Source organism: Stieleria varia (genome assembly GCF_038443385.1).
Taxonomy (GTDB): domain Bacteria; phylum Planctomycetota; class Planctomycetia; order Pirellulales; family Pirellulaceae; genus Stieleria; species Stieleria varia.
The window spans coordinates 3,220,831-3,243,453 of the sequence record NZ_CP151726.1 but is presented as its reverse complement, the minus strand read 5'-3'; the positions used below and the strand labels follow the sequence as shown (position 1 = coordinate 3,243,453).

The 22,623-nt window shown below is 57.2% G+C and carries 16 protein-coding genes; 9 read left to right on the top strand and 7 right to left on the bottom strand.

The features are described from left to right. Position 1: 1 nt before the first annotated feature. Together Pla52nx_RS10730 and Pla52nx_RS10725 are read right to left on the bottom strand one after the other, a co-directional pair. Positions 2 to 643: a ClpP family protease gene (locus tag Pla52nx_RS10730; protein ID WP_146521678.1), complete on the bottom strand. Its 642-nt coding sequence runs from the start codon at positions 641 to 643 to the stop codon at positions 2 to 4. A gap of 358 nt (positions 644 to 1,001) precedes the next feature. Further along, entirely contained in the window at positions 1,002 to 2,243 is a 1,242-nt protein-coding gene (locus Pla52nx_RS10725) for a retropepsin-like aspartic protease family protein (RefSeq protein WP_231742187.1), read from the bottom strand. A 70-nt stretch (positions 2,244 to 2,313) separates the two neighbouring features. Here Pla52nx_RS10725 and Pla52nx_RS10720 point away from each other — a divergent pair, with 70 nt between their 5' ends. From Pla52nx_RS10720 to mscL, 3 genes are all read left to right on the top strand, one after another. Continuing rightward, on the top strand, positions 2,314 to 3,120 hold the full coding sequence (locus Pla52nx_RS10720) for a hypothetical protein (protein ID WP_197454834.1): 807 nt from the start codon (positions 2,314 to 2,316) through the stop codon (positions 3,118 to 3,120). A gap of 432 nt (positions 3,121 to 3,552) precedes the next feature. After that, positions 3,553 to 3,768 carry a DNA gyrase inhibitor YacG gene (gene yacG, locus Pla52nx_RS10715; protein WP_146521675.1) on the top strand — a complete coding sequence of 72 codons (216 nt, stop codon included), beginning with the start codon at positions 3,553 to 3,555 and terminating at the stop codon, positions 3,766 to 3,768. A gap of 43 nt (positions 3,769 to 3,811) precedes the next feature. Then, the gene (mscL, locus tag Pla52nx_RS10710; protein WP_146521824.1) at positions 3,812 to 4,243 is read left to right on the top strand and encodes a large conductance mechanosensitive channel protein MscL; all 432 of its coding nucleotides are present in this window, start codon (positions 3,812 to 3,814) and stop codon (positions 4,241 to 4,243) included. Positions 4,244 to 4,300: 57 nt separating this feature from the next. Here mscL and Pla52nx_RS10705 read toward each other — a convergent pair whose 3' ends face one another. Next, a complete protein-coding gene (locus Pla52nx_RS10705) occupies positions 4,301 to 6,691 on the bottom strand; it encodes a PVC-type heme-binding CxxCH protein (protein WP_146521674.1) in 2,391 nt (796 codons plus the stop codon). After that, positions 6,688 to 7,881 carry a c-type cytochrome gene (locus Pla52nx_RS10700; protein WP_146521673.1) on the bottom strand — a complete coding sequence of 398 codons (1,194 nt, stop codon included), beginning with the start codon at positions 7,879 to 7,881 and terminating at the stop codon, positions 6,688 to 6,690. Before Pla52nx_RS10700 ends, Pla52nx_RS10705 begins: the two co-directional genes overlap by 4 nt. Before the next feature lie 349 nt (positions 7,882 to 8,230). On the opposite strand from Pla52nx_RS10700, the gene Pla52nx_RS10695 reads away from it, so the two are divergent. Then, complete coding sequence (locus tag Pla52nx_RS10695; protein WP_231742186.1) at positions 8,231 to 9,916, top strand: proprotein convertase P-domain-containing protein; 1,686 nt, start codon at positions 8,231 to 8,233, stop codon at positions 9,914 to 9,916. A 689-nt stretch (positions 9,917 to 10,605) separates the two neighbouring features. On the opposite strand, the gene Pla52nx_RS10690 is transcribed toward Pla52nx_RS10695, so the two are convergent. Next, positions 10,606 to 11,790, bottom strand: a complete 1,185-nt coding sequence (locus Pla52nx_RS10690) for a hypothetical protein (protein ID WP_146521672.1) — start codon at positions 11,788 to 11,790, stop codon at positions 10,606 to 10,608. A 427-nt stretch (positions 11,791 to 12,217) separates the two neighbouring features. Between Pla52nx_RS10690 and Pla52nx_RS10685 the strand changes: the two genes are divergently transcribed. Continuing rightward, positions 12,218 to 12,532, top strand: coding sequence for a hypothetical protein (locus tag Pla52nx_RS10685; RefSeq protein WP_146521671.1), 315 nt, complete (start codon positions 12,218 to 12,220; stop codon positions 12,530 to 12,532). Here the strand turns inward: Pla52nx_RS10685 and Pla52nx_RS10680 are convergent. Then, positions 12,477 to 13,511 carry an aldose epimerase family protein gene (locus Pla52nx_RS10680; RefSeq protein WP_146521822.1) on the bottom strand — a complete coding sequence of 345 codons (1,035 nt, stop codon included), beginning with the start codon at positions 13,509 to 13,511 and terminating at the stop codon, positions 12,477 to 12,479. The two genes, Pla52nx_RS10685 and Pla52nx_RS10680, sit on opposite strands and share 56 nt — an antisense overlap. Before the next feature lie 131 nt (positions 13,512 to 13,642). Between Pla52nx_RS10680 and Pla52nx_RS10675 the strand changes: the two genes are divergently transcribed. From Pla52nx_RS10675 to Pla52nx_RS10660, 4 genes are all read left to right on the top strand, one after another. Next, complete coding sequence (locus Pla52nx_RS10675; protein WP_146521670.1) at positions 13,643 to 14,755, top strand: tRNA dihydrouridine synthase; 1,113 nt, start codon at positions 13,643 to 13,645, stop codon at positions 14,753 to 14,755. Between the two features lie 229 nt (positions 14,756 to 14,984). Next, the gene (locus Pla52nx_RS10670) at positions 14,985 to 15,494 is read left to right on the top strand and encodes a MarR family winged helix-turn-helix transcriptional regulator (protein WP_231742185.1); all 510 of its coding nucleotides are present in this window, start codon (positions 14,985 to 14,987) and stop codon (positions 15,492 to 15,494) included. After that, positions 15,491 to 16,771, top strand: coding sequence for an efflux RND transporter periplasmic adaptor subunit (locus Pla52nx_RS10665; RefSeq protein WP_146521669.1), 1,281 nt, complete (start codon positions 15,491 to 15,493; stop codon positions 16,769 to 16,771). Before Pla52nx_RS10670 ends, Pla52nx_RS10665 begins: the two co-directional genes overlap by 4 nt. Before the next feature lie 60 nt (positions 16,772 to 16,831). Continuing rightward, positions 16,832 to 20,431 (top strand): efflux RND transporter permease subunit, encoded by a 3,600-nt coding sequence (locus Pla52nx_RS10660; RefSeq protein ID WP_342190381.1) that lies wholly within the window; start codon positions 16,832 to 16,834, stop codon positions 20,429 to 20,431. A 455-nt stretch (positions 20,432 to 20,886) separates the two neighbouring features. Here Pla52nx_RS10660 and glmM read toward each other — a convergent pair whose 3' ends face one another. Continuing rightward, positions 20,887 to 22,227 carry a phosphoglucosamine mutase gene (gene glmM / locus Pla52nx_RS10655; protein WP_146521667.1) on the bottom strand — a complete coding sequence of 447 codons (1,341 nt, stop codon included), beginning with the start codon at positions 22,225 to 22,227 and terminating at the stop codon, positions 20,887 to 20,889. Positions 22,228 to 22,623: the final 396 nt, after the last annotated feature.

The window sequence follows — 22,623 nt, the reverse complement described above, 5'->3', positions numbered from 1 at the left end:
ATCACTCGTCCTCGTCTTCGACCTGCGCGGGAGGTTTGGTCAAGATGTCGTCGACCAGCCCGTATTCTTTGGCTTCCTCCGCACCGAGGAAGAAATCTCGGTCGGTATCGGCGGCGATTTTCTCGACCGACTGTCCGCTGTGGTTGCTGATGATTTTGTTCAGCACGTCGCGGTAACGGAACATTTCAGCGGCCTGAATCTCAATGTCGCTGACTTGACCGCCCACGCCGCCCATCGGCTGGTGCATCATCACTCGGCTGTTGGGCAGACAGAACCGCTTGCCTTTGGTTCCGCCGACGAGCAGTACGGCCGCACCACTGCACGCTTCGCCCACGCAGTAGGTCGCCACCGGGCAGGACAGGATTTGCATCGTGTCATAGATGGCCAACGTCGCCGTCACGCTGCCGCCGGGGCTGTTGATGTAGAAATGGATGTCTTTTCGACGGTTTTCGCTTTGCAAATACAGCAATTTCATGACCAACTCGTTGGCATTGCCCACGTGAATCTCGCCTTGCAAGAACACGATTCGGTTTTCCAACAAAAGGTCGCCCAGCGTCAATTGCCGCTGCCGTTGGTAACTCTGGTACGCGCTGCTGCTGGCAATCTGGTTGCCGGCCAAGTGGTGCGCTAGCGGTGAATCCATGGAGGTCATCTTTCGGGGTGCTGTCAGTGAAGGGATCGCCAGCGATGATTGCTCGCCGGGGACCATTCGATGAGGAAACAGGATCGGTCTGGTTCTTTTTGATCACCGGTTGTTTACCGGTTGATTTCCGTGGGACGGAAATCAGCGATCCGGCGTCGTGTGTCACCGAACTGGGTTAGGATCATTGCCTAGTGTTCGCGATTGACCGAAATCTGACAAGACCAGAGTGGAACGCTGGAGCGTTTTGAAGCAAAGATGCGACCACTTGACAGAGGGTGGTGTCTTGTACGTCAGCCTTTCCAGGCTGACATGTTTGGGGGGAATGTCAGACTAGAAAGGCTGACGTACTTGGGGGGACTCACTCGGCCTTGACGCGGATGATGTGGAGCGTTTTTTCGTCGCGATCCAGGGTGAATTTGAAATTCCCCAAAAAACTCATGCCCAGCAACGGCTCGGCGTTGAGCGCTGACGGGTCCAAGATCGCCGCGTCGACGTCTTCGGCTTCGAATTCGCCCACCCGAACACGACTCAGGGTCACTCCGAACGCCGGAATCGTCCTGCCGTCCGCCATCACCAAGTTCAACTGGCGAGCCCCCGGCGGCACGACGACGCCCAGTTCGGCGGCCGTTGCCGCGGGCAAGCTGATGAGGGTCGCACCGCTGTCGACCACCATCCGTGCCGACTTGTTTCCGACGACGACGTTGACGTACATCGATCCGCCTTTGACATCCAAAGCGATCGATTCACTGAAAACTTCTTGTTCGATTCGCTCGATTCGTTTGTCCAGGGCTGACAACACACGCGGTGCGGTCAGATCGTCGGGGACATCAAAATTCGCCCGCATGACTTTCAACGCGATCTTGACTTGCTCGTCCTGCAACGCCATGGCGATGGTGTCTTGTAAAGTGCGAAAGTCCGCACGGGCAGCCAGCACCAAATCCGCATACTCGGCTTCGGCCTGATTGACGAGCTTTCGCTTTTCCGCCAATTGCTCCTGCAGTTGGTCTTTTTGCTCGGTAATCAATCGCATTTTGGCCCGCGTTGCGTTGATCAGCCCCACCAGACGGTTGTTTGCTGATGTGTTGACCCCGGCGACATTGGCCAATTGCAAATTCAGTTCGCCGTCTTGGACATTCAATCTTCGCAGCTCGTCACGCATCGCCGACTGCTGATCGGCAAGTTTTTTCCAGTCCTGCTGAACCAATCGTAACTCACGTTGTTTGCGTCCCAATGTCGCCAGGACGCGAGAAATTTCCGCTGTCTCGATCGACTGAATGACTTTGCCGCTTCGCCGTAGTCCTTTGTCCTTTAGAATGGACTCTGCCTTGTCCACCACCGCATCACTGAATTTTGGCGTGGAATCGGCGGCCTGGGCACCGACTTCGACAGCCCGCTCATCACCGTGGGCTTGAGTTTCTGGGGAGATGCCCCATGGAATCACCGTGATCGCAAACACAAACCCAGCGATCCGCGGTCCCAACGGCATCTGCGTGATCCGGCTCCATTTCATCGTCGCTTTTCCTTCGCCTCGGGAAAGGTAAACAGGCACACGCATTACTCCGACAGGCAACCAAACAATGTCCAACTCTGTGTCAATCACTGGGTCAACCACTGGGTCAATCACTGGATTTTTCAAGTCCGCTGCTTTCCTCCGCGGTGCGGCGTCCCCCATGCAGACTACCTTACACGAGAAATGGTTCCAAGATTTCGATCGGCACATGTTTCCGCGGCGGGGATTGCGGACGACCGCCTATCTATGGAAAAGCGGGCTGTTTTTGACGATTCTGCTACTCTCACTGTCCGGTATCGGCGGCTCATCTTCACCGGCCGATGACGCTTTGAGGACCGTCGCGGATAAGGCGTCCGGTCCGAACTCAACATCGATCACCGCTCCGCCACTGTCGCTACTGAGACAGGAAACAAGCCGATTGTTGCGAGAACAGGCCACCGCCAAGGAGTCGTCAGCCAACGCTCGAGCTCTTGAATCCCTGTGCGACTTGTATGCGGTCCTGCGCACCGACACACGCTATGGCGAAAGTGAGATGCTGCAGCAAGATGCGGCCAAGATCCGCCGGCGGCTGCTGACCGTTGCCCGCGACGAAAGCAATCGGCTGCAACGAAACGGCGTTCCCAAACAAGACACTTTGGCAACTCAGGTCGATCGCGCCATCGGCGACGCCCTGGCAAAACATCGATCCGCTTCGTCACAGTCCACCGACCCTGATGCAAAATCCAACTCTGATTCACAGTCCGGCAGCGGATCTGATCCTCAACAAGGTGCTTTCGCCGCCGGAATGATGAACAACGGTTGGGAGCTGATCGAATTGATCCAGCGAACTGTCCAGCCGGATTTCTGGGACACCCAAGGAGGCCCCGGCTCCATCGGATACTTTGCCATGCGACGTGTCTTGGTGGTCCGCGCCACGTCCGATGTGCACCAGCAGATCCAAGATCTGTTGCGGACTTTGACACGCTAGGCGCGGATTATTCATCAGCCGCAGCGAGATAGAGAGCGTCCCGCTTAGAACGCGGCGGAATCACATTGAATTCCGTGCAAAATACCAGCACGACGCGCAAGCGAGTGAATAGATGAACCAAAAGAAGATTCACTCGCTTGCGCGTCGTGCTAGTAAAGAAGATTCACTCGCTTGCGCGTCGTGCTAGTAAAGACGAGAAACATGGCTGTGCGTTCAACTTTCTAAGCGGGACGCTATCGCGAGGCGGCCGTTCAACTTTCTGCAAACCAGCACAGCTTGCCCAACTGCGATGGTTTCGTGAGACTGCTCAACCAGAGCTTCGTCCAACAATCCCTCCATTTCTAGTACGGGTTTGCCCGACGTGTCTCGCTTTCTACGGGTAGCCTTCGTCTGGCTGCCGGTCATTCGTCCCCCTCCGTTATCGTCGGAACCATGAACCCAGCAGGCAGACCCGCCGAATTCGTCAACTGTCCCGTTTGTCGCAAGAAATTCTTGCTCGACGAAACCAAAGTCCCACCCTTTTGCAGCGAGCGTTGCCAAATGGTAGATCTGGGCCGATGGCTCAACGAAGACATTGGCGTGCCGATGGAAGGCGGTGCTGAGGAAATCCAATATCGAGATGACGAACACGAATCGCCCGATTCGTAGGCCGGCATGTCAACTTTCACAATGATGAGGTGCTGCAGTGGGAATGATCAAAGAGTTCAAGGAGTTTGCGCTCAAAGGAAACATGGTCGACATGGCGGTCGCGATTGTAATCGGCGGCGCGTTCGCCACCGTCGTGAAATCGCTCGTCGCCGACATCGTGACACCGCCGTTGGGACTGCTGACCGAGAACATCAAGTTCGAACAGATGGGGATCACCTTGCGGGGGACTCCGGGCGAAGAAGGCGCGGTGGTGATCGGGATCGGGTCGTTCCTCAACAACATGTTGAGCTTCTTGATCGTTGCCCTGGCGATCTTTTTGTTGATCAAGGTAATGAACAACGTTCGCAAACGATTCGAAGAAGAAAAAGTGGACGACCCGACGACGAAAAAGTGTGACGCGTGCAAGATGGAGATCCCCATCGACGCGACCCGCTGCGGTCACTGCACCAGCGACATTCCGGCAACGGCAAGCTGAGAGCCAGCAGCTCGGCAACGAGCGTTTCGTGGCGAAGTGGACGAGATGCGGTGGCCGTCATTCGGTCACCACTCGGACCTCGCGCCAGTACGCCCATTCGTTGTGCCAGTCGTTCGCACGATTCTCCAGTGTCAGCGAGATCGTCTGCCCCGCCAGCGGTGTCAGATCCACCGACACGTCGAGCCACTCGTTCGGGCCAACCGTTTTGGAACTGACGATGCGTTCGGTCAACACTTTGTCTCCAGCTAAAACACGTAGTTGCCAGTCGCCGTGCGGATGATGGCTGACACCAACTTTCAGCGTCGTCTTTCCCTCTGCCGGAATCTGAACCTGCGACGTCAAGCGACTCGGGGTCTTGGCATCCAAGGGATGCGTCTGGATGGCCGCGGCGTTGCGGAAACTGGTGTGACGCACCACGCCGCCTTCGCCCACCGCATGGACGGTGAAATCCGGCGCGACGGCTCCGATCAAACGATTCTGCTCGGCCTGACTCTGTTTACGAGGTGAATCTTTTGCCGCAACGGGCGTATCGCCACTGACCATCCGGCGTGCAACGAACTCTTGCAACTTGGAGAGTTTTCCGTTGATGACCAACGACAACGCTTGCTCGGCATGGTCGCTCACCATCGGCTCCAATGCGAACCAGTACATGCGGGGCAGGTTCGCATCGTCGGCGTCTTCGGCATGTGAAATCAGTCCGGCCAGGATCGGCCAGCGATCACGAAAGTCCATTCGGCTGATCACGGACGCCAAGTACAAACGCACGATCGGCGACGGATCATTCACGGCCAAACTCGCGAATTTGGTCAGCACCTCTTGCGAGAACACTTGCTCAACCGCCGTCTGACGTGGCCCGAACGCGTGAATGCTGCTGCGATCCCCCAGCAACTGAATCGCCCACGCACGCATGTGGGGCTCGTCATGCTCCAGCAACTTGATCAACATCGCGTCATCAGCGCACCCGATCGCGTGCAATGCCCAGAGAGCACGTAATCGTCGAGGAGTGGACGTCGCCTGATCCATCATGCGAGTCAATTGTCCGCGGACAGTTTCTAAATCCAGTTTCCCCACCGCGGCGCGCGACTGCAGCAGCACTCTTGCTTGGCGGACGTACCAATCGTTGCTGTTCCACTGCAGATCCACCAACTGCTGATCCGACAGCGAACGCAAGTTCGGACGATCGATCGGCTTCGCCCCACTGGGCATCACTCGATAGATTCGACCGCTGTTGGGGAAATTGATCGTATTGCCGCAGATGTCGGTGTCGTGCCAATCGAGGATGTACACACCGCCCTCGGGGCCGATCTCGATGCTGAAACCGACCCAGGCTAAGTCATTGGTCGGTAGAAAATCGTCGCCATGCGAACCAATGAAACTGGATCCTTTGGGATTCAGGATATCCGTCAGCACCGCATGTTCATGAATATTGCACATGAACAGTCGATTGCGATACTGCTGCGGAAACGCGTCGGCCAAATAGATTCGAGCCCCGCCGTGCGCGGACAAGTGCGTGTGGTCGCGTATGGTTTTGATGTCGTCGTAGATATGCGGATTGACGTGAGGCAAACTTTGTTTGTGATACACGCCTGCTTGAACGACATGGAACAAATGAGGGATCACGCAGCAGGTTGCAAATCCTTGTCCGTGATCATCGAAATCGAATCCCCAAGGATTGGACAGCCCTCTCGCAAAGACTTCGAACGTCTTGCGTGTGGGATGGTAACGCCAGATGCCGCCGTCGATGAATTGGCGATCCTCATCGCCGTCACCGGGATGCCCGACGCGAGACTGCGTGAACACGCCATGGCAACCGTACAACCAGCCGTCGGGGCCCCAGTTGAAACTGTTCAACGTTTCGTGGCGATCGTTGATTCCCCAGCCATCCAGCAATACTTGTGGAGGACCGTCGGGTCGATCGTCACCGTCGGCATCGGGGATGAAAGACAGGTTGGGTGGCGATCCGACGAACACGCCACCGAAACCGAGCGCGATGCCGGATGAGAAGGTCAGATCGTCGGCGAAGGTTTTCTTCTCATCGAAACGGCCGTCACCATTGGTGTCGGTCAAAATCTGAATGCGGCTGACCGGGTCGTCCGTGTGCTCGCGTCGCGTCCGGTAGTTGAAATTCTCGACGACCCAAATCCTGCCCCGATCATCGAAACAAAACGCGATCGGTTCGGCGATGTCGGGTTCGGAGGCAAAGAGCGAGACGTCGAAGCCGTCGGGAATCGACATTGCCGCCATGGCTTGCTGCGGCGTCAAGAACGGAGCGTCGCTGGTACGATGCTGTTTTTTCGGCAAACGGTTCACGGGCTCTTTGGCTGGCTCATCGCCGGGCGCGATGCTGCAGGACAAGCAACCCAGGACCATCGCGGTGGCGGCCAGGAAACCCTTTGTCGACGATGAACGTTCACGAGGTGAGCCGGCGGTGAGACGGATTCCGTTCATTGGGGCAACTCCACTTGTTGGGTCGTTTGCAGATACTTGACCAAATCGATGACTTCGGCAGGTTTGAGTTGATCGAGTTGTCCGTCGGGCATCATCGATTTGTCAGAAATCTTGCGGGCCTCAATATCGGACTTCAACACCACCACCTCGGGATCTTGAACGGTCTTGAGCACGACACGCGTTGCGTCTTCGCTCGCAACGACTCCATTGAGCACGCGGCCGTCAACGGTTTGAATCAAAACCATCTTGTAACCATCGGGGACGTCGTAACTGGGATCGACACTGTTGAGCAACAAGTAGTCGAGGTTGGCGCGGTTGGAGCCGGTCAGGTCGGGGCCGATGTTGGCCCCACTGCCGTACAAGACGTGGCAGGACGCACAGGTTTTTTGGAACACCGCTCGCCCTGCCGCTGCGTCGGCAGCCGCCAACGCTTCGTCGCTGATCAGCCGCTTGAAATGCTCGAGCTTGGCAACTCGCTCGGCCGCAAGTGGTGCCACCGTGCCATATTGCTGATCGAATCGCTCGCCGAGAATCAGGCTCAGCGAGCGAGCGACGTGCGCGGGGATTTCATCTCGTCGGACACGCTGATCCCCGATCGCGCCCAGTAGGACTTCGGCGTACGGTTTGCGTGATGCAAGTGTTTCGAGCGCGGCGCGGCGATCTGCCGGCGACCACTTGTCATAGCGCTGCATCAGGATTTCCGGTGCGTCTTGGTCAGCCAGCGTCGCGTAGCCTCGGATCGCCGCCAACCGCAGATCGGGATCGTCCAACAAGATCCGCAGCATCGGGAGCACCCGCTCGTCGCGTTGGGCGAGCAAAGAGTTCAACGCTTGCAGTCGTTTGGTCGTTTCTGATTGGGCGTCCTGCAAGACCGCGAGTGCTTGTGCGGCGGCAGCCTGATCGCCAAAGATCTGAGCAAGTTCGTTCGCCAAGGATTGGACGTTTGGGTCTCCGCTGCTTGCGAGCTTTTCCTGCAAATCGGCCCAGCCTCCCGGCGCCGGCACGTCACGGCGTCCTTCCAAGCCCGCCCGCATACCCCGCAGCAAAGCGGCTTGAACCGACGCGTCGTCGCTGGCACCGATCGCGTGGACTAATTTCCTGAGTGATTCGGATTCGTCGAGAGCCGTGGCACTTTTCCACGGAATTGCAATCGCTGTAGCGATCAGACAGATTCGAACGAGGTTCGACATGGATCGATTCGCAGGGGGGGCAGGAGTTTTCGAAGCGGTGGGAGGGAAACCGAACTGGCTCGGCTTGCGTCTAGTGGTCTGTTTCAGCTTACTTTTAGGGTAGTGGATCTTGTTAAAGATCCTGTAGCGGTGGGATCTTTAACAAGATCCACTACAGCAAACCCTAACTTCTAGTTGTCCCAGGCCACTAGAGCCAAAACCGCGATTTGCGATTCGTGCTGATATTTGTGTCTTTTCCAATCAAGGTCAATTCGCGATTTCGGCACTAGAGTAATATAACGTGTGTCGATCCAGGGCACGCAGACGCGAAAATCGCGAGTTATTCGAATCCCAAAACACAAAACAGTTGATGGTCCATTCCCCGAACGACCGAGTCTTCACCCAGTTTCGCGTGAACCACATCGCCACAGGACGTCTGGCGATTTGTCTGATGGGCACTCTGTTGCGCGCTCTGATTCTCAGTGGCATGATCGCGTTGGCGTGTTCGTCAATCGGTTTTGCTCAGTCCGGGTTACGGGCGTCGTTGGAGAAACTTGATCGAAACGGCAATGGGATGATCGAGCCGGAGGAGATCACACCACTGTCCCGTCCCTATCTGGAACAACTCGCCGAAACCGGATCGCGCGGCGGAGGGCTGGACCTGAGACGTCCCAACCCGATTCCACGTATCCAGGAAATTGCTCGGATCTACTACGCTGTGAAAAACGGCGTGAACTCTGATCTCAGGGTCCAGCCGACGCGTGAAGGCAAGAATACGATTCGATCCTTTGAGCCCGCACCGGATGAACCGCTGATCCCGGAGTTCGGATTGGCGGAAGTCAAGCTGCCATACACGCAAGATGACTTGGATTTCGCCGATCGGACCATGCGCAGCCACGACGAAAACCGAGATGGATACATCGATCAAGACGAAGCGGCTCAGAATCGCTGGACACATCGCGAACCCTTTGCGGACGACTTGGACGGTGACCTCAGGCTCAGTCGGATGGAATTGACCCAGCGTTACGCGCGTCGCCGTCTGCTCGATCGCAACTCAGACGAGTTGAGACAAAAGGCTCGTCGTACCAACGGCCTGATTCCAGACAACGAAAAGCGTCCGGCAACCAGGGACGACTCATCACAGTGGTGGCAAGACGGTGGCATGGAGTACTGGCTGACGGCCAGCTTGATGGGGCGGTTCGACGTCGACCGAAACGGACGCATCGATAAGAACGAAGTCAGCGGGTTGGGATTGCCCGTCGGCAAGATTGACTTGAACCGAGACGGCGAACTCACTCGCGATGAAATGTTCGCCTACGTCAAAGTCCAACAGGACGCCGCTGGCGGAACCGCAGAATCGGCCCCCGGTTGGTTCGATGAAAAGGATCTCGATGGAGATCGCCAGATTTCGATGGCCGAGTATTCGCAGGAATGGACGGAAGACCAACTGTTGTCTTTCCATCAACTCGATACCAACGCAGACGGCTTGATCACGGTGAATGAAGCGAAGTTGGGGACACTGAGCCAAGGCAGAGTGTTCCGTTCGACTGATGCGCAAGTCTTGGCGGTTCGCAAGACGGTCGCTTCAGAAATCGTCGTTACCGATAGCTTCTACGTTGCTGACGTGAACGTGCAGTTGTCGATCAGCCACACGAACGTGAGCAGCTTGGACGTGTATCTGGTGGCGCCGGACGGTCAAGAGATTGAGCTGTTCACCGGAATCGGTGGCGGTGGAAATCACTTCGATGAAACGATCCTGGACGACGAGGCCGAGATCAATGTGGCGCGTGCGGCGGCACCGTATCAAGGTTCCTTTCAACCTGAAAGTGTCCTTTATAAACGTCCGAGCTTGTCAGCGATGAAGGGCAAGAATGCGCAAGGCACGTGGCAATTGATCATTCGTGGCAGCCGCAATGATCGCATCGGCATGCTTCACGATTGGAAACTGATGATCGCCCCCAGCGACGAGCCGCTCAATGAAATTCCCAGTGACGAGCCTTTCGGCGAAGTCCCCGTGGAAGCGGAGCAGCCCGTTTTCCCAGAAGTCATCCGTTGACTGCCCAAGGCTGGTGTCCCGGCTTCAGCCGGTCACGCGCAACCTCCAACGCAATCACACAATCAGTCAGTCGACACGCGATAGCGTCCGGTTCCCCTAGCAAGACTGGAGAACCGGGCGCCAAGCACTCCGGCTGATGCAATATCCAGGTCACCGTCATCGGCTCACGGACTATTCCTTTGTCACCTCCACCAAGGAACTTGGGGGAGGTCGAGCAGAGCCGTTTAGGCGAATGCGAGGGAGGGGGCATGCGCGCCGGTGAAACACATCCATGCGCATTGCTCAGGGTAGGCCCCCTCCCGGATCTTGCTTCGCTCGATCCGACCTCCCCCGGCTGCGGAGACTGCTGATTTAGTCGTGTTGCATTGTGTCTGTGAGCCGATGGCGCTAGCCACGGGCCTCGAAGGGTTCCGTCAACACCATTAGGCCCGCGGCTAGCGCCTTGCGGCTCACTAAATCAGCAGTCTCCTGCGCCGGGGGAGGCGACAGAAAACTTGCGTAAACCATAAAAGACACAACACCAAACTTTGAGCAGTCCAGCGCTAGCCGCGGCCCCTGTTGTGATGACGCAATCCTTCGAGGCTCGTGGCTAGCGCCATCGGCTCACGGCCCGTGGCTAGCGCCGTCGGCTCACGGGTAGAACGCAACACGATTTGATCAACCGTCTCCGTCGCCAACGTGGTTGAAAATCACTCCTGATAACAGTACTTCAGTGCCAGCAACGCATAGGCGGTGACCAATTGGCGGTCGCCTTCCATCCAACGTTGGTTGCCATTGTTGACCCATGATCCGTCGTCCTGCTGGTCGGCGACCAGGGTTTGACCGAGTTCGAGACGCCAGTTGTGTGGATTGCCTTTCGCATCGACCAACAAGTCCACCTCGGCGGCATCGAGTGCTTTGCCGAACGTGTGGTAGTAGTAATACAACCCGGCTTTGCCCATGCCGGGATTGTTGTCCAACGCGTAGTTCTTGCGAATGAAGTCCATCGCTGCGACGACGCGAGGGTCGTCTTTGGTCAATCCCGCGTAGATCATGCTTTTGAGGCCTGCGTAGGTCATCGAACCGTAGCTTCGCAGTGCCACGCTGGTATCGTCATCCGCATTGGCTTTGCTCTGACCGCCGGCCGCTGGCGTGTAATAGAATCCACCGTCGTTGATCTTGTCGGCGTGAACGGTGTCGTTGCCGTGACCGGCCAAATTCTGTGAGCGAGAGACGAACCGCAACGCCTTCTGGATCGCTTCGTCCTCCGAACCGTTGCCCAAGTCTTTCATCGCGTCGATGTAGTACGACGTGTTGGACAAGTCAGGACGTTTGTGGCTGCCGTATCCTGCACCGCCATACGCCGTATCAGATGACTCGGCTCCTTCGCCCGCATCCCACTGGATCTCCCGCAAGAACGCTTCGGCGCGCTTCAGAACGCTGTCGTATTTCTCGGGTTCACCCGCCGTCACCAACGCCCCTACTGCGGCGCATGTCTCATAATTTCGGTGTTGGGATCCCTTGGCATAAATCCCACCATCACTCTGAACGTTCGCTTCGATGTACGCGATCGCCTTTTGAATGTACGGCATCTGCTTGGCTTGCGGACGATGCTCCAGGATCGCACGCACGCACAGAGCCGTGACGGCGACGCCCGTTTCACTGCTGAACGATCCATCGTCGGCTTGCCCACGATTCTTCAAGAACGCGATGGCCTGATCCACACTCTGCCTGATCGCCGCGTTGGCTTCTTGAGGGTTCATCGCCAATTGCGATTCTGTGAGAGTTTTCTCGGCCGCTGATGCCTCAGATTTTGATTCTTGGGCATGAGCCGCTGTGAGCGGCAACGCCAAGATTGTGGAGAATAGACAGGCGGAAAAGAATCGACAACGCATCGCAGTGGACCTCGGTATTCGAATGGAAGTAAAGGTTGAATCTCGGTTCGGATGAAACGAATGGGCGTTTTCGCGTGGTGACCGTCACGGAGAATGCCGGATCAAGAACACGGATGACAGCCACAAAAGTCACAGGCGGACGGATTCCCTATGTCAGCTTATCTCGCTGGACCGGATTTTTGCAGGGTTTGATCTTGGGTTGTCGATAGAAACCCTAGCGAAATCACGGCGATGGAACGCCAATATTCGTCGACGGTGCATTTTAGAGCGCTGTCGACACTTTGCGTCCCCTCTGGTGGTCCAACGTTCCATGCCGTCCCAGTTATTGAACCCCGCTCACGCCTCGACGGTCCCTTCGCGTGTACGATTGCAGCGTCCCGATCTGCCGGTGATTGCTCGTATACCTTTGTGTACAGATTCAACGACTGTGCTTCAAACTGACGATGGTCGTTTCTTGCGTGTGGATCGACCTCAGTTGGCAGCCAAAGTGACCGATCAAGTCAGCATGGTGCATGACCAGCGGCCCGATAACGCAGCGGACTGGTTGCCCGATCATGCTCAGGACTTGATCGATCGGTTGCGTGAATGGTCGTTGGAGCTGGACGCTCGTGAAATAGAATTGCAGCAGCGTGCGGGCGAACTGGAGCGAACCGCGCGGGAGCTACGAATGATTCGATCCGGTGGGATCACTGCACCGAAAAACGATGCACCGTCGTTTCACGCAGCGTCTCGCCGGGCTTGAGCAACGTGCTCGGGAAACTCGGCTTGTTCGGCGCGTCCGGATAATGTTGCGTCTCCAAGCAAAACGCGTCGTGACCGCCGTTGCCAGCGGAACCCTCATCGCCGGGCAAGTGGTTGGCGGTGTAGAGTTGCATACCGGGTTGAGTCGTTTCGATTTCCAGCACGCGACCTGAATCGGGATCGATCACGTGCGCCGCCAAACGCAGTTCACCCGCCGATCCTCGCACGACGAAACAGTGATCGTAGCCTTTGGTGGCTGGCAGTTGATCGATGCGATCGCCCAGGGCGGTCGGACTTCGAAAATCCAACGGTGTGCCTTCCACATCGTTCAGCTTTCCCGTCGGGATCAAATCGCCATCGACGTCCAACCACTGATCGGCGTGGATGGTTGCGATGTGATCTTTGGCCGTGCCACTACCCGCTCCGCCCAGATTCCAATAGCTGTGATTGGTCAAATTCACGTGCGTCGGCTTGTCCGTCGTCGCGGTGAATTCGACCGTCAGTTCGTTCTCATTGTTCCATCGGTATTCGACGATCGCCGACACCGTCCCCGGAAATCCTTCTTGCCCATCCGGGCTGACCAACGTCATGCGAACAGCCACAGCATCGTCCGACTTTACTGATTCGGCATCCCACAGCAAAAAGGCAAAGTTCTGCACGCCGCCGTGCAATTGATGTTTGCCGTGATTGACGCTCAGCGGATACTCCACGCCATCGATCGTGAACTTGGCGTTCCCGATTCGGTTGCAGAATCGTCCGACCGTGCTGCCGAAATAAGGGTGCTTGGTGAGATAAGGTTGCAAAGTATCGAAACGCAAATTGACGTTGGCGAGATTGCCGTCGCGATCGGGCACATTGACATCCAACAGCGTCGCGCCCCAATTCATGACCGAAACACTGTGCCCGTGATCATTGGTCATGGTGTACAGGGTGACGGCTTTTCCGTCGGCAGTACCGAACTCGGATGCGGTGACTTTCATGGTGTCGGAGGCCGTGCAAACGGCGGGCAAGAGGAACGAAGCCAGAAGGAGCGTCTGGACGCAATGGGTGACTCGGCTCATGATGACTTGTATTGCCTGATTCGTGTAGCGTACTGAGAATTTTGTCGACCATGAACGACCCGTCCACCATCGATTCACGAAGCAGCGAGCCGGTCGATCGGCCAGCACCGGGACTCAAACCGCTATCGATCGGTAGTATCGACATCGGGTTTCCGGTCGTTCAAGCCGCTTTGTCAGGATACAGTGATCTGCCGATGCGTGTGATCGCGCGTCGTCACGGGGCGAGCTACAGTGTTTGCGAAGTCATGCTGGATCAGTTCTTGTTGGCCTTGACGAAACGCCAAAAGACCAAGCATTTCTTGGACATTCATCCCGACGAGCCGCCGGTGGGTGGTCAGTTGATGGGAGCGGAACCGGAGCAGTTTTCGCTCGGCGCGTTGAAACTCGTCCAGGCCGGTTTTGACATCATCGATGTGAACTTCGGCTGCCCGGTCAAGAAAGTCCTTGGACGATGCCGCGGCGGCTTTCACCTTTCCCAACCCGATGTCGCGATCGAAATCCTGCAACGCACGCGCGACATCGTCCCCGACCACATCCCCGTCACGGTCAAAATGCGTCGTGGCATTGATGACACGCAACAGTCGCGCGACGATTTCTTTCGCATCCTCGATGGTGCGATCGACGCGGGACTTGCCGCGGCAACCATCCACGGTCGTACCGTCCAACAACGCTATGTCGGTCCCAGCCGCTGGGAGTTTCTCGCGGAAGTCAAACAGCATGTCGCAGACCGCCTGAAGATCCTCGGCAGCGGAGACCTGTTCACCGCCGATGCGTGCTTGGAAATGATCCGACAAACCGGGATCGACGGCGTCACCGTTGCCCGAGGCGCGATCGGTAATCCCTGGATCTTTGCCCAAGCCCAAGCGTTAGCCGCGGGCTTGCCACTGCCGCCCCCGCCCAATTTGCTCGAGCAAGCCGACGTGATGCGAGATCACTTCCGGCTCTGCGCCGAAACCTACTCCCCCGAGCGCGCCCCGGTTCTGATGCGGAAATTCTGCATCAAATACAGCCAGTGCCACCCCGATCACGAATCCGTCCGCGTGGCCCTGGCAAAAATCCGCTCCTTCGACGATTTCGAGGACGTGCTCGCCACCCACTACGGGCGAGACGCTCCCGGTCGCTACATCCCTACGGAAGTTCATCGCTCCCAAGAGGAGTGCTGAGCCACAGCCGAGCGAAAATCGCTTTCTAGTGGTCTGGGACAACTTTTTTTAGGGTAGTGGATCTTGTTAAAGATCCTGTAGCGGTGAGATCTTTGGCAAGATCCACTACGTTAAACCCTAACTTTTAGCTGTAACGGACCACTATTGACCTTTTTTGCTTCGTTCTGCTTGCCCACTGTTTATAGTTAGCTAGGCTAACGAATCGACCGGGGAGTGGGATTTACCAACGATGCACGACGAAACGATGCAAGACTACGACTTTGAGGGCAGTATCGGATACTGGATCTGCATCACGTCCCATCTCTATCAACGTCAAATCGATCGTGAGCTGACCCCGCTGGGCATCACGTTTCGCCAATTCCAGGTACTCGGTTGGCTCGTTCACGATGGTGAGCTCAGTCAAGCGAAGTTGGCCGAGCGGATGATGATCGAGCCTCCGACACTGGTTCGGCTGTTGGACCGCATGCAAGCCCACGGATGGATCGTCCGCTCCTCGGGCGACGCCGATCGTCGACGCAAGATCATTCAGCTGGGTGACCAAGCCAAACCGGTTTGGGATCGCGTTGTCGAGTGTTTGCGGCGTACCCGCGACCGAGCGACGGCGAACATGAGTGCCGATGAAGTGTCCACTTTGCAGGATCTGTTGCGTCGTGTCCAAGGCAATCTTGCCGCCCACTCGACATTCCCGTTTGAACCTTTTGCCTTGACGCCCGATTCGTCACAGGAAACGAACGCATGAAACGATTCACACCTTACCTCTGCACTCTTTGCCTCGCGGCGAGCCTCGCCTGTTGGCCTGCCCGCGAAGCGGCCGCGCAGCCGCCTGCGGCCGCATCGATCGCAGCCGCCCCGGTGGTGACCCGGCAAGTCACGGAAGACCAAATCTTTGTCGCGTCCGTTCGTCCGACTCAGCTCGTGTTGATCGGCAGCGCCGCCAGCGGCCGCGTGTCGACTTGTTTGTACGACGAAGGCGATCGGGTGGAATCGATGCAGCCGATGGTGGAGCTGTTGACCGAAACCATCACATCGGAAATCGATGCGGCGGAAGCAGAATGGAAATTGCGACAGAGTGAACTGGAGGAACTGAACAACGGCACGCGTCCACTGGAGTTGGAACAGTTTCACGCACGCATGTTGGCGGCGGAAGCTCGCATGGCGTTTACGAAACTCAATCGCGCCCGCAGTGAACAGCTCTTCAAACAAGGCGGCTCGTCGACTTATGAACGCGATCAAGCGTTGACGGCTGACATCGAGGCGCAGAAACAGTACGCGGAATCCAAAGCCGCGTTCGACTTGGCGGATGCCGGGCCACGTGATGAAAAGATCGCGCAAGCCAAGGCGGCGGTGGACATGCAAGCTGCGGTGGTCCAAAAACTGAAGGACCAGAAGCGCAAGCACACGGTGATCTCTCGATTCGCCGGCTATGTCGTGACGAAACACACCGAAGTCGGAGCGTGGGTGAACACGGGCGACGTGGTATTCGAAGTTGCTGCGTTGGACGAAGTCGACGTGGAAGCGTTCGTGACCGAGTTTCAAATCCCCAGCATTCGACTGGGCATGGAGGTTCGCCTGGAAATCCCAGCGTTGGGAAAAGAATTCACGGGCACGGTCAAGCAGATCATTCCGATGGCCGATCCGCAAACGAGAACCTTTCCCGTTCGCATCCGCGTCAAGAACGAAATCATCGATGGTGTCCCGCTGATCAAGGCTGGCATGTTGGCCCAAGCAAAATTGCCGATCGGGATGCAACAGGAAGCACGCATGATCCCCAAGGACGCGCTCGTCTTTGCCGGCGATCGCATCAGCGTGTTCGTCATCGATCGAAAATCACCCACCGATACGCAGGGCACCGTCAGACCAGTCCCCGTCAAGCTCGGTGTTTCTCAAGGAAGCTGGATTCAGGTCAGTGGTTTAGCCGAGAGCGATGACCTCGTCGTCGTAGAAGGCAACGAACGACTTCGACCAGCCCAAAGCGTCCTGATCGCCGAAACCCGCCAACCCGATTCCAATCTTTAACCCCACGTAGCCGCGTCTCTCCGAGACGCGAAACTCCGAGCCTCGGAGAGGCTCGGCTACGTGAATTTGAAGAAAAATTCACAACCTTTCCGAGCCGCGAACCATCCGCGTCCCGAGAGTCGCGGCGACGTGAATCCCTCCCACCAAAACCAACCTGCGACCATGCAACTGATCACAACGATGATTCAAAACCCGATCAAAGTCGCCGTCGGCGTACTGCTGGTCGTGTTGTTCGGGGTGGTTGCGCTCGACCGGATGCCGATGCAACTGACGCCGGAAGTGCAGACGCCGACGATCACCGTCACCACGCGTTGGCCGGGAGCGAGCCCTCAAGAGGTCGAACAGGAAATCATCATCGAGCAAGAAGAGCAGCTCAAGAGCGTCGAGGGACTGACCAAGATGTCGTCAGACTCGTCCGACTCGCAAGGCTCGATCACTTTGGAGTTTCTGGTCGGCACGAACATGGAGGAGGCGTTGCTGAAGGTCAACAGCCGCTTGCAACAGGTGACCGAGTATCCCGAGAACGCCGACCAGCCGGTGATCACCACCGCCAACTCGTCCGATCGCCCGATCGCTTGGTTCATCCTCAGTGCACGTCAGCCCTCCAAAGAACAGATTGCCGATTTCGGAAAGCAGCATCCGGCGCTGGAGGAATCGCTGAAGCCTGTGCTCTCGGCTCACAATCCGGGCGTTGCGATGCTGAGGCTGCGTCGTTTGGCCAAGGATCACCCGGAGGTCGCCGAGCTGTTGCCGCCCGAGTCGATGGACGTGACCAAACTCCGCCGATTCGCCGAAGATGAGATCGAAGCAAGATTTGAACGCGTCGCCGGCGTTTCGCAATCCAACGTCATCGGTGGCTTGGAGGAGGAAGTCCAAGTGGTCGTTGACCCACAACGGCTCGCCGCGCGGCAACTGACACTTTCTCGCGTCCGTGACGTCTTGCGTGGTCAAAACAACGACACTTCGGCGGGTGATTTTTGGGAGGGCAAGCGGCGCTTGGTGGTGCGTGCTCTGGGCCAATTCCGCTCGACCGAACAAGTCGAGAACCAACTGTTGGCCGTTCGCAACGGAGCCCCCGTCTTTGTCCGCGACGTCGCCGATGTGCGTTTGGGTTACAAGAAACCCGATGGTCTCGTTCGACGATTTGGTGAATCCAGCATCGCGGTGAACTGTTTGCGAGAAACCGGCGCGAACGTGTTGGACGTGATGACGGGTCTGCAAGAGGTCCGCAAGGAGCTGGATGAAGGCCTCTTGAAAAGCCGCGGTCTGCAATTAACCCAGGTTTATGACGAAACCGAATACATCTATTCCTCCGTCGATCTCGTTCGACAAAACATTTTTGTCGGCGGCGCCCTGACGATGTGCGTGCTGATGTTGTTTCTGCACTTGAACATCCGCACCTTGATCGCGATCCCATTTATCCTGATCAGTGCGCTCGCGGCGGCCTACGTCTCGCCCTGGTTCTTTGCCGTCAGCTTGGCACTGTTGTTGGTCGTCGGTTTGTGGTTTGCAAGAGGTGCGTTGATCGTGGGCTTGGCCATTCCGACGAGTATCGTGGGAACGTTTTTGGTGCTGGGAATGCTGGGTCGATCGCTCAACGTGATCAGCCTGGCGGGACTCGCGTTTGCGGTCGGTATGTTGGTCGACAATGCTGTGGTCGTGCTGGAAAACATTTATCGACACGCCAAAGGGTCCAAGAACGTTTTCAAAGCGACCGCGGCCGCGACCAGCGAGGTGCTGGGCGCCGTCGTTGCATCCACGCTGACCACCATCGCGGTGTTCTTGCCGGTCGTTTTCGTCCAAGAAGAATCAGGCCAGCTGTTCCGCGACATCGCGTTGGCCATCAGTGCTTCGGTCGCCTTCTCGCTCTTGATCTCAATGACGTTGATTCCAACGCTGTCAGCTCGCTTGTTCGGTGACCGTGCCTCTCGCTCGCGCCGCGACGAAGCCAAGCCGACGCTGATTCCTCGCTTGATCACAGGATTTGGCAACAAGTTTGTCACGCTGATCGTCGGAGCCAATGCATGGTTGCAACGCGGTGTCCTTCGCCGACTGGCGTTGGTCGCCGGGATGACGGCGGCGGCCGGTTTGGTCAGTTTTGCATTTTGGCCCAAAGTCGAGTATCTGCCCACGGGCAATCGCAATCTGATCTTCGGGATCTTGTTACCACCGCCGGGATACAACCTCGACAAGTTGATGACGATGGGCGAGCAAGTCGAACGCGACTTGAGCCCCTACTGGGATGTCGATCCGGGCAGCAAAGAAGCCGAGGCGTTGAAGTACCCGGTCATCAACGATTTCTTTTTCGTCGCCCGTGGCCGTCAGGTCTTCATGGGTATCCGAGCGGTCGATGAGAGCCGAGCCGCTGAACTGGTGCCGTTGGTGCAGGAAGTCGGCGGCAAGCTCTATCAGACGTTTACCGTGGCCAAACAATCGAGCTTGTTCGAGCAAGGACTGACTTCCGGGCGAACCATTGACGTCGAGATCACCGGCCCGGAACTGACCAAGCTCGTTGCGATGGGCGGACAAGTGCTCGGGCAAGTCAAAGGCATGATGCCGGAGGCTCAAGTCCGACCGGTTCCTTCGTTGGACCTTTCCAGCCCCGAAGTTCACGTCACGCCGAGACTGTTGCAAGCAGCGGAGATGGGAGTCAGTAACGCGGACCTCGGCTTCCTGGTCAACGCATTGGTCGACGGTGCGTACGTGGGAGACTATTACCTCGATGGCAAAAAGATCGATCTGTCGCTTCGTGGCGAAGACCGTTTCGCAGGCTCAACCGCTGACGTGCGAGCCTTGCCGATCGCGACTCCTGATGGCCGTTTGATCCCGCTCTCCGCGGTCGCTGAAATTCTGCCTCGCAGCGGTCCCGAGCAAATCGCTCACCGTGAACGAGTACGTAGCATCACCATCGAAGTCTCCCCGCCCGCTTCCATGGCTTTGGAGGACGCGATGCAACGGATTGAAACCGAGATCGTTGCCAAAATGCGAGAAAGCGGACAACTCGACGGCGGCTATCGCATCGGCCTCGCTGGTACTGCGGACAAACTTCGTGACACATGGAATGCATTGCGATGGAACCTTGCCCTGGCGTTGTTGATCACGTACCTATTGATGGCCGCATTGTTTGAATCATGGTTGTACCCGATGGTCATCATCTTCAGCGTCCCCTTGGGCGCCGTCGGCGGTATTTTGGCGTTGAATCTCTTGAACGTGTTCATCATTCAGCCGCTGGATGTGTTGACGATGCTCGGATTCGTGATCTTGATCGGTACGGTGGTGAATAACCCGATTCTGATCGTCCACCAATCCTTGACATTGATCCGTGAAGAAAACATGTCGGTCGGTGAAGCCACATTGGAAAGCGTGCGGACACGTATCCGTCCGATTTTCATGACGACAACGACGACCATCTTGGGTTTATTGCCGCTGGTATTGTTTCCTGGAGCGGGCAGCGAGCTGTATCGCGGATTGGGCAGCGTGGTTCTCGGCGGCTTGCTCGTTTCCACGGTGTTCACGGTCGTGTTCGTGCCCAGTCTGTTCACGCTGGCACTGGAGAGCCGTCAATGGATCTCCGATCGCCTGCCGGGTGCCGAGCGTCCCGTGGTAGACGAAGTCGAGCCGGCGACGCAACCCGAACCAGAACTGGCGCTCACACCGTAGCAGCGCACGTAGCCGCGTCTCTCGGGACGCGCGGAAAATAAAAGTAGGATGGGCACTCTTGCCCGTCCGTGATCTCTCGGGCAAGAGTGCCCAAGCTACATAGGTTATTCTCCGCACGTCCCGAAGGGACTGAACAAGATAGCCCAGGGCATAGCGAAGCGACGCCCTGGGATGATGACAAGTGGGGTTAATCGTAGCCCTGAAAGGGCGTTACATGCTGTCTCTGGAAGCCGAAGATGTAGTTGTGTCGGAATGACATTTGAGTGGATCATTGAGCGTGTCCATCCGGTGTGATTGTCTCACCCTTTCAGGGTGAAATTGGGACACGACAGCAACCATTGGCCCCAGGGCGCCGCTTCGCTTTGCCCTGGGCTACTATGTCCGGCCCTTTCAGGGCTTGGGCGATTCGCGGGGAAAGCAAGTGACTGTGTCAGGGACACCACCGCTCGCTTTTGCTAGAGCAGGCTGGCGGCGACTTGGCAGAGCTGGGCGGCTTCGGTTTCACTTTCTGCTTCCGCGATCATTCGCACGATCGGCTCGGTGTTGCTGCCGCGAACCAGCAACCACTTGTCCGGCCATGCCAACCGAAGACCATCGGTTTGATCGACCTCGGCATCGGGATACTGCTTTTGCAACGCGGCAAACCACTGAGGCATCTTGTCCGCCGATAAACCGGCTTTGGATTTGTGGATGTGCAGCTTCGGCAATTCATCCGCCAGATCCGCCAACGACTTGCCCGTGCTCGTCATCAGGTCCAGCACTTGCGCCATGCCGACAAAACTGTCACGGACATAGCCGACACGTGGATCGATCGGCCCTCCGTTGCCTTCGCCGCCGTACGTCGCACCCACTGCGATCATCTTGTCCGCCACGTTGGCTTCACCGACCGCGCTGCGATACGACGCCACGCCGGCAGCGGCAGCCAAGCGTTCGCTCATCCCGCTCGTGGCACCATTGATCACGATCGGTCCGCGAGTGGCATCCTGTTGCATCGCACGTTGAACGCACAGCGCCAACGTGAATTCTTCGCCGATATATCGCCCGTCGGCATCGATCAATGCCAATCGATCTGCGTCGGGATCTTGGCAGAATCCGACTACGCATCCCGCCTCACGGACTTTGGCGGCCACGCCGGTCAAGTTTTCTGCGGTGGGTTCGGGGACGTGATCAAACTGTCCATCGGGCGTGTCCCCCAAGGCGACCACGGTGCAACCGAGTGCCTCGAGCAACCGCACGCCGAGCACGCTACCTGCTCCGTGGTTGCTATCGATCAGAACTCGATGTTTCGCGGCCTGGATCGATGCGACATCGACCGTCGCGAGCACTTTGTCGAGATGAGATTGGTGAGGATCGGCCTGGGTGGAAACGTTTCCAATGGCGTCGAACGCACACCATGCTGCATGGCCGCTGAGATAGGCATCCCGGATCTTGGCACCAATTCCGGCGCTGAGAACCCGACCATCACCGCCGAACAACTTGATTCCGTTGTACGGTGGTGGATTGTGGCTTGCCGAAATCTGCACGGCGCCGGCTGCGCCAAGGGTCTGAACCAACACTCCGACGGTCGGTGTCGCCGCGACGTCGGCATCGATCACGTCACGACCGCAAGCGGTCAACGCTGCGATGATGGCTTGTTTCAACATCGGTCCACTACTGCGTCCGTCGCGGGCGACGATCACGGGTCCGGACGGAATGTTGCCGGCAAACGCGGCGACAAAGCGACTGGCGACGTCGGGGGTCAATGTTTCGCCCACGATGCCACGTAAGCCGCTGACGCTGATGATCAATTCGCTCATGAAAACTGACAGTGATTGAGAAGAGTGTGTTCCAATTGGTCGCGGTGGTTGAACGCATCCCAAGACTGCCGAGCGTCGAATATTTCCCTTTCAAACGCAAGCCCAGGAAAAAAACGTGCCGTTGCCGCGATGGAGCTCGAAGCCACTGGGCAACGCTGTGACGCAGTCTCCTTGCTGAAACGCGGGACATACCAGCACGACGCGCAAGCGAGTGAGTGAGTCGCCAAATTCACTCGCTTGCGCTTCGTGCTAGTATTATTGACTGCCAGGATGCTTCCCAGCGTTGCCCAATGGGGCGACTGTCGTTGGGGGCCATGTCTTTGGGAGCCACCGTCCAATAGAATAGGCCGCCGACACACACTCTCTCTCACTTCATTTTGAAACCCTCGGTAAGAC

Coding starts and splice junctions, on each gene's coding strand:
- Pla52nx_RS10730 (WP_146521678.1), bottom strand. CDS start 643: ATGGATTCACCGCTAGCGCACCACTTGGCCGGCAACCAGATTGCCAGC.
- Pla52nx_RS10670 (WP_231742185.1), top strand. CDS start 14,985: ATGCACGACGAAACGATGCAAGACTACGACTTTGAGGGCAGTATCGGA.
- yacG (WP_146521675.1), top strand. CDS start 3,553: ATGAACCCAGCAGGCAGACCCGCCGAATTCGTCAACTGTCCCGTTTGT.
- Pla52nx_RS10720 (WP_197454834.1), top strand. CDS start 2,314: ATGCAGACTACCTTACACGAGAAATGGTTCCAAGATTTCGATCGGCAC.
- mscL (WP_146521824.1), top strand. CDS start 3,812: ATGATCAAAGAGTTCAAGGAGTTTGCGCTCAAAGGAAACATGGTCGAC.
- glmM (WP_146521667.1), bottom strand. CDS start 22,227: ATGAGCGAATTGATCATCAGCGTCAGCGGCTTACGTGGCATCGTGGGC.
- Pla52nx_RS10690 (WP_146521672.1), bottom strand. CDS start 11,790: ATGCGTTGTCGATTCTTTTCCGCCTGTCTATTCTCCACAATCTTGGCG.
- Pla52nx_RS10700 (WP_146521673.1), bottom strand. CDS start 7,881: ATGTCGAACCTCGTTCGAATCTGTCTGATCGCTACAGCGATTGCAATT.
- Pla52nx_RS10705 (WP_146521674.1), bottom strand. CDS start 6,691: ATGAACGGAATCCGTCTCACCGCCGGCTCACCTCGTGAACGTTCATCG.
- Pla52nx_RS10665 (WP_146521669.1), top strand. CDS start 15,491: ATGAAACGATTCACACCTTACCTCTGCACTCTTTGCCTCGCGGCGAGC.
- Pla52nx_RS10680 (WP_146521822.1), bottom strand. CDS start 13,511: ATGAAAGTCACCGCATCCGAGTTCGGTACTGCCGACGGAAAAGCCGTC.
- Pla52nx_RS10695 (WP_231742186.1), top strand. CDS start 8,231: ATGGTCCATTCCCCGAACGACCGAGTCTTCACCCAGTTTCGCGTGAAC.
- Pla52nx_RS10675 (WP_146521670.1), top strand. CDS start 13,643: ATGAACGACCCGTCCACCATCGATTCACGAAGCAGCGAGCCGGTCGAT.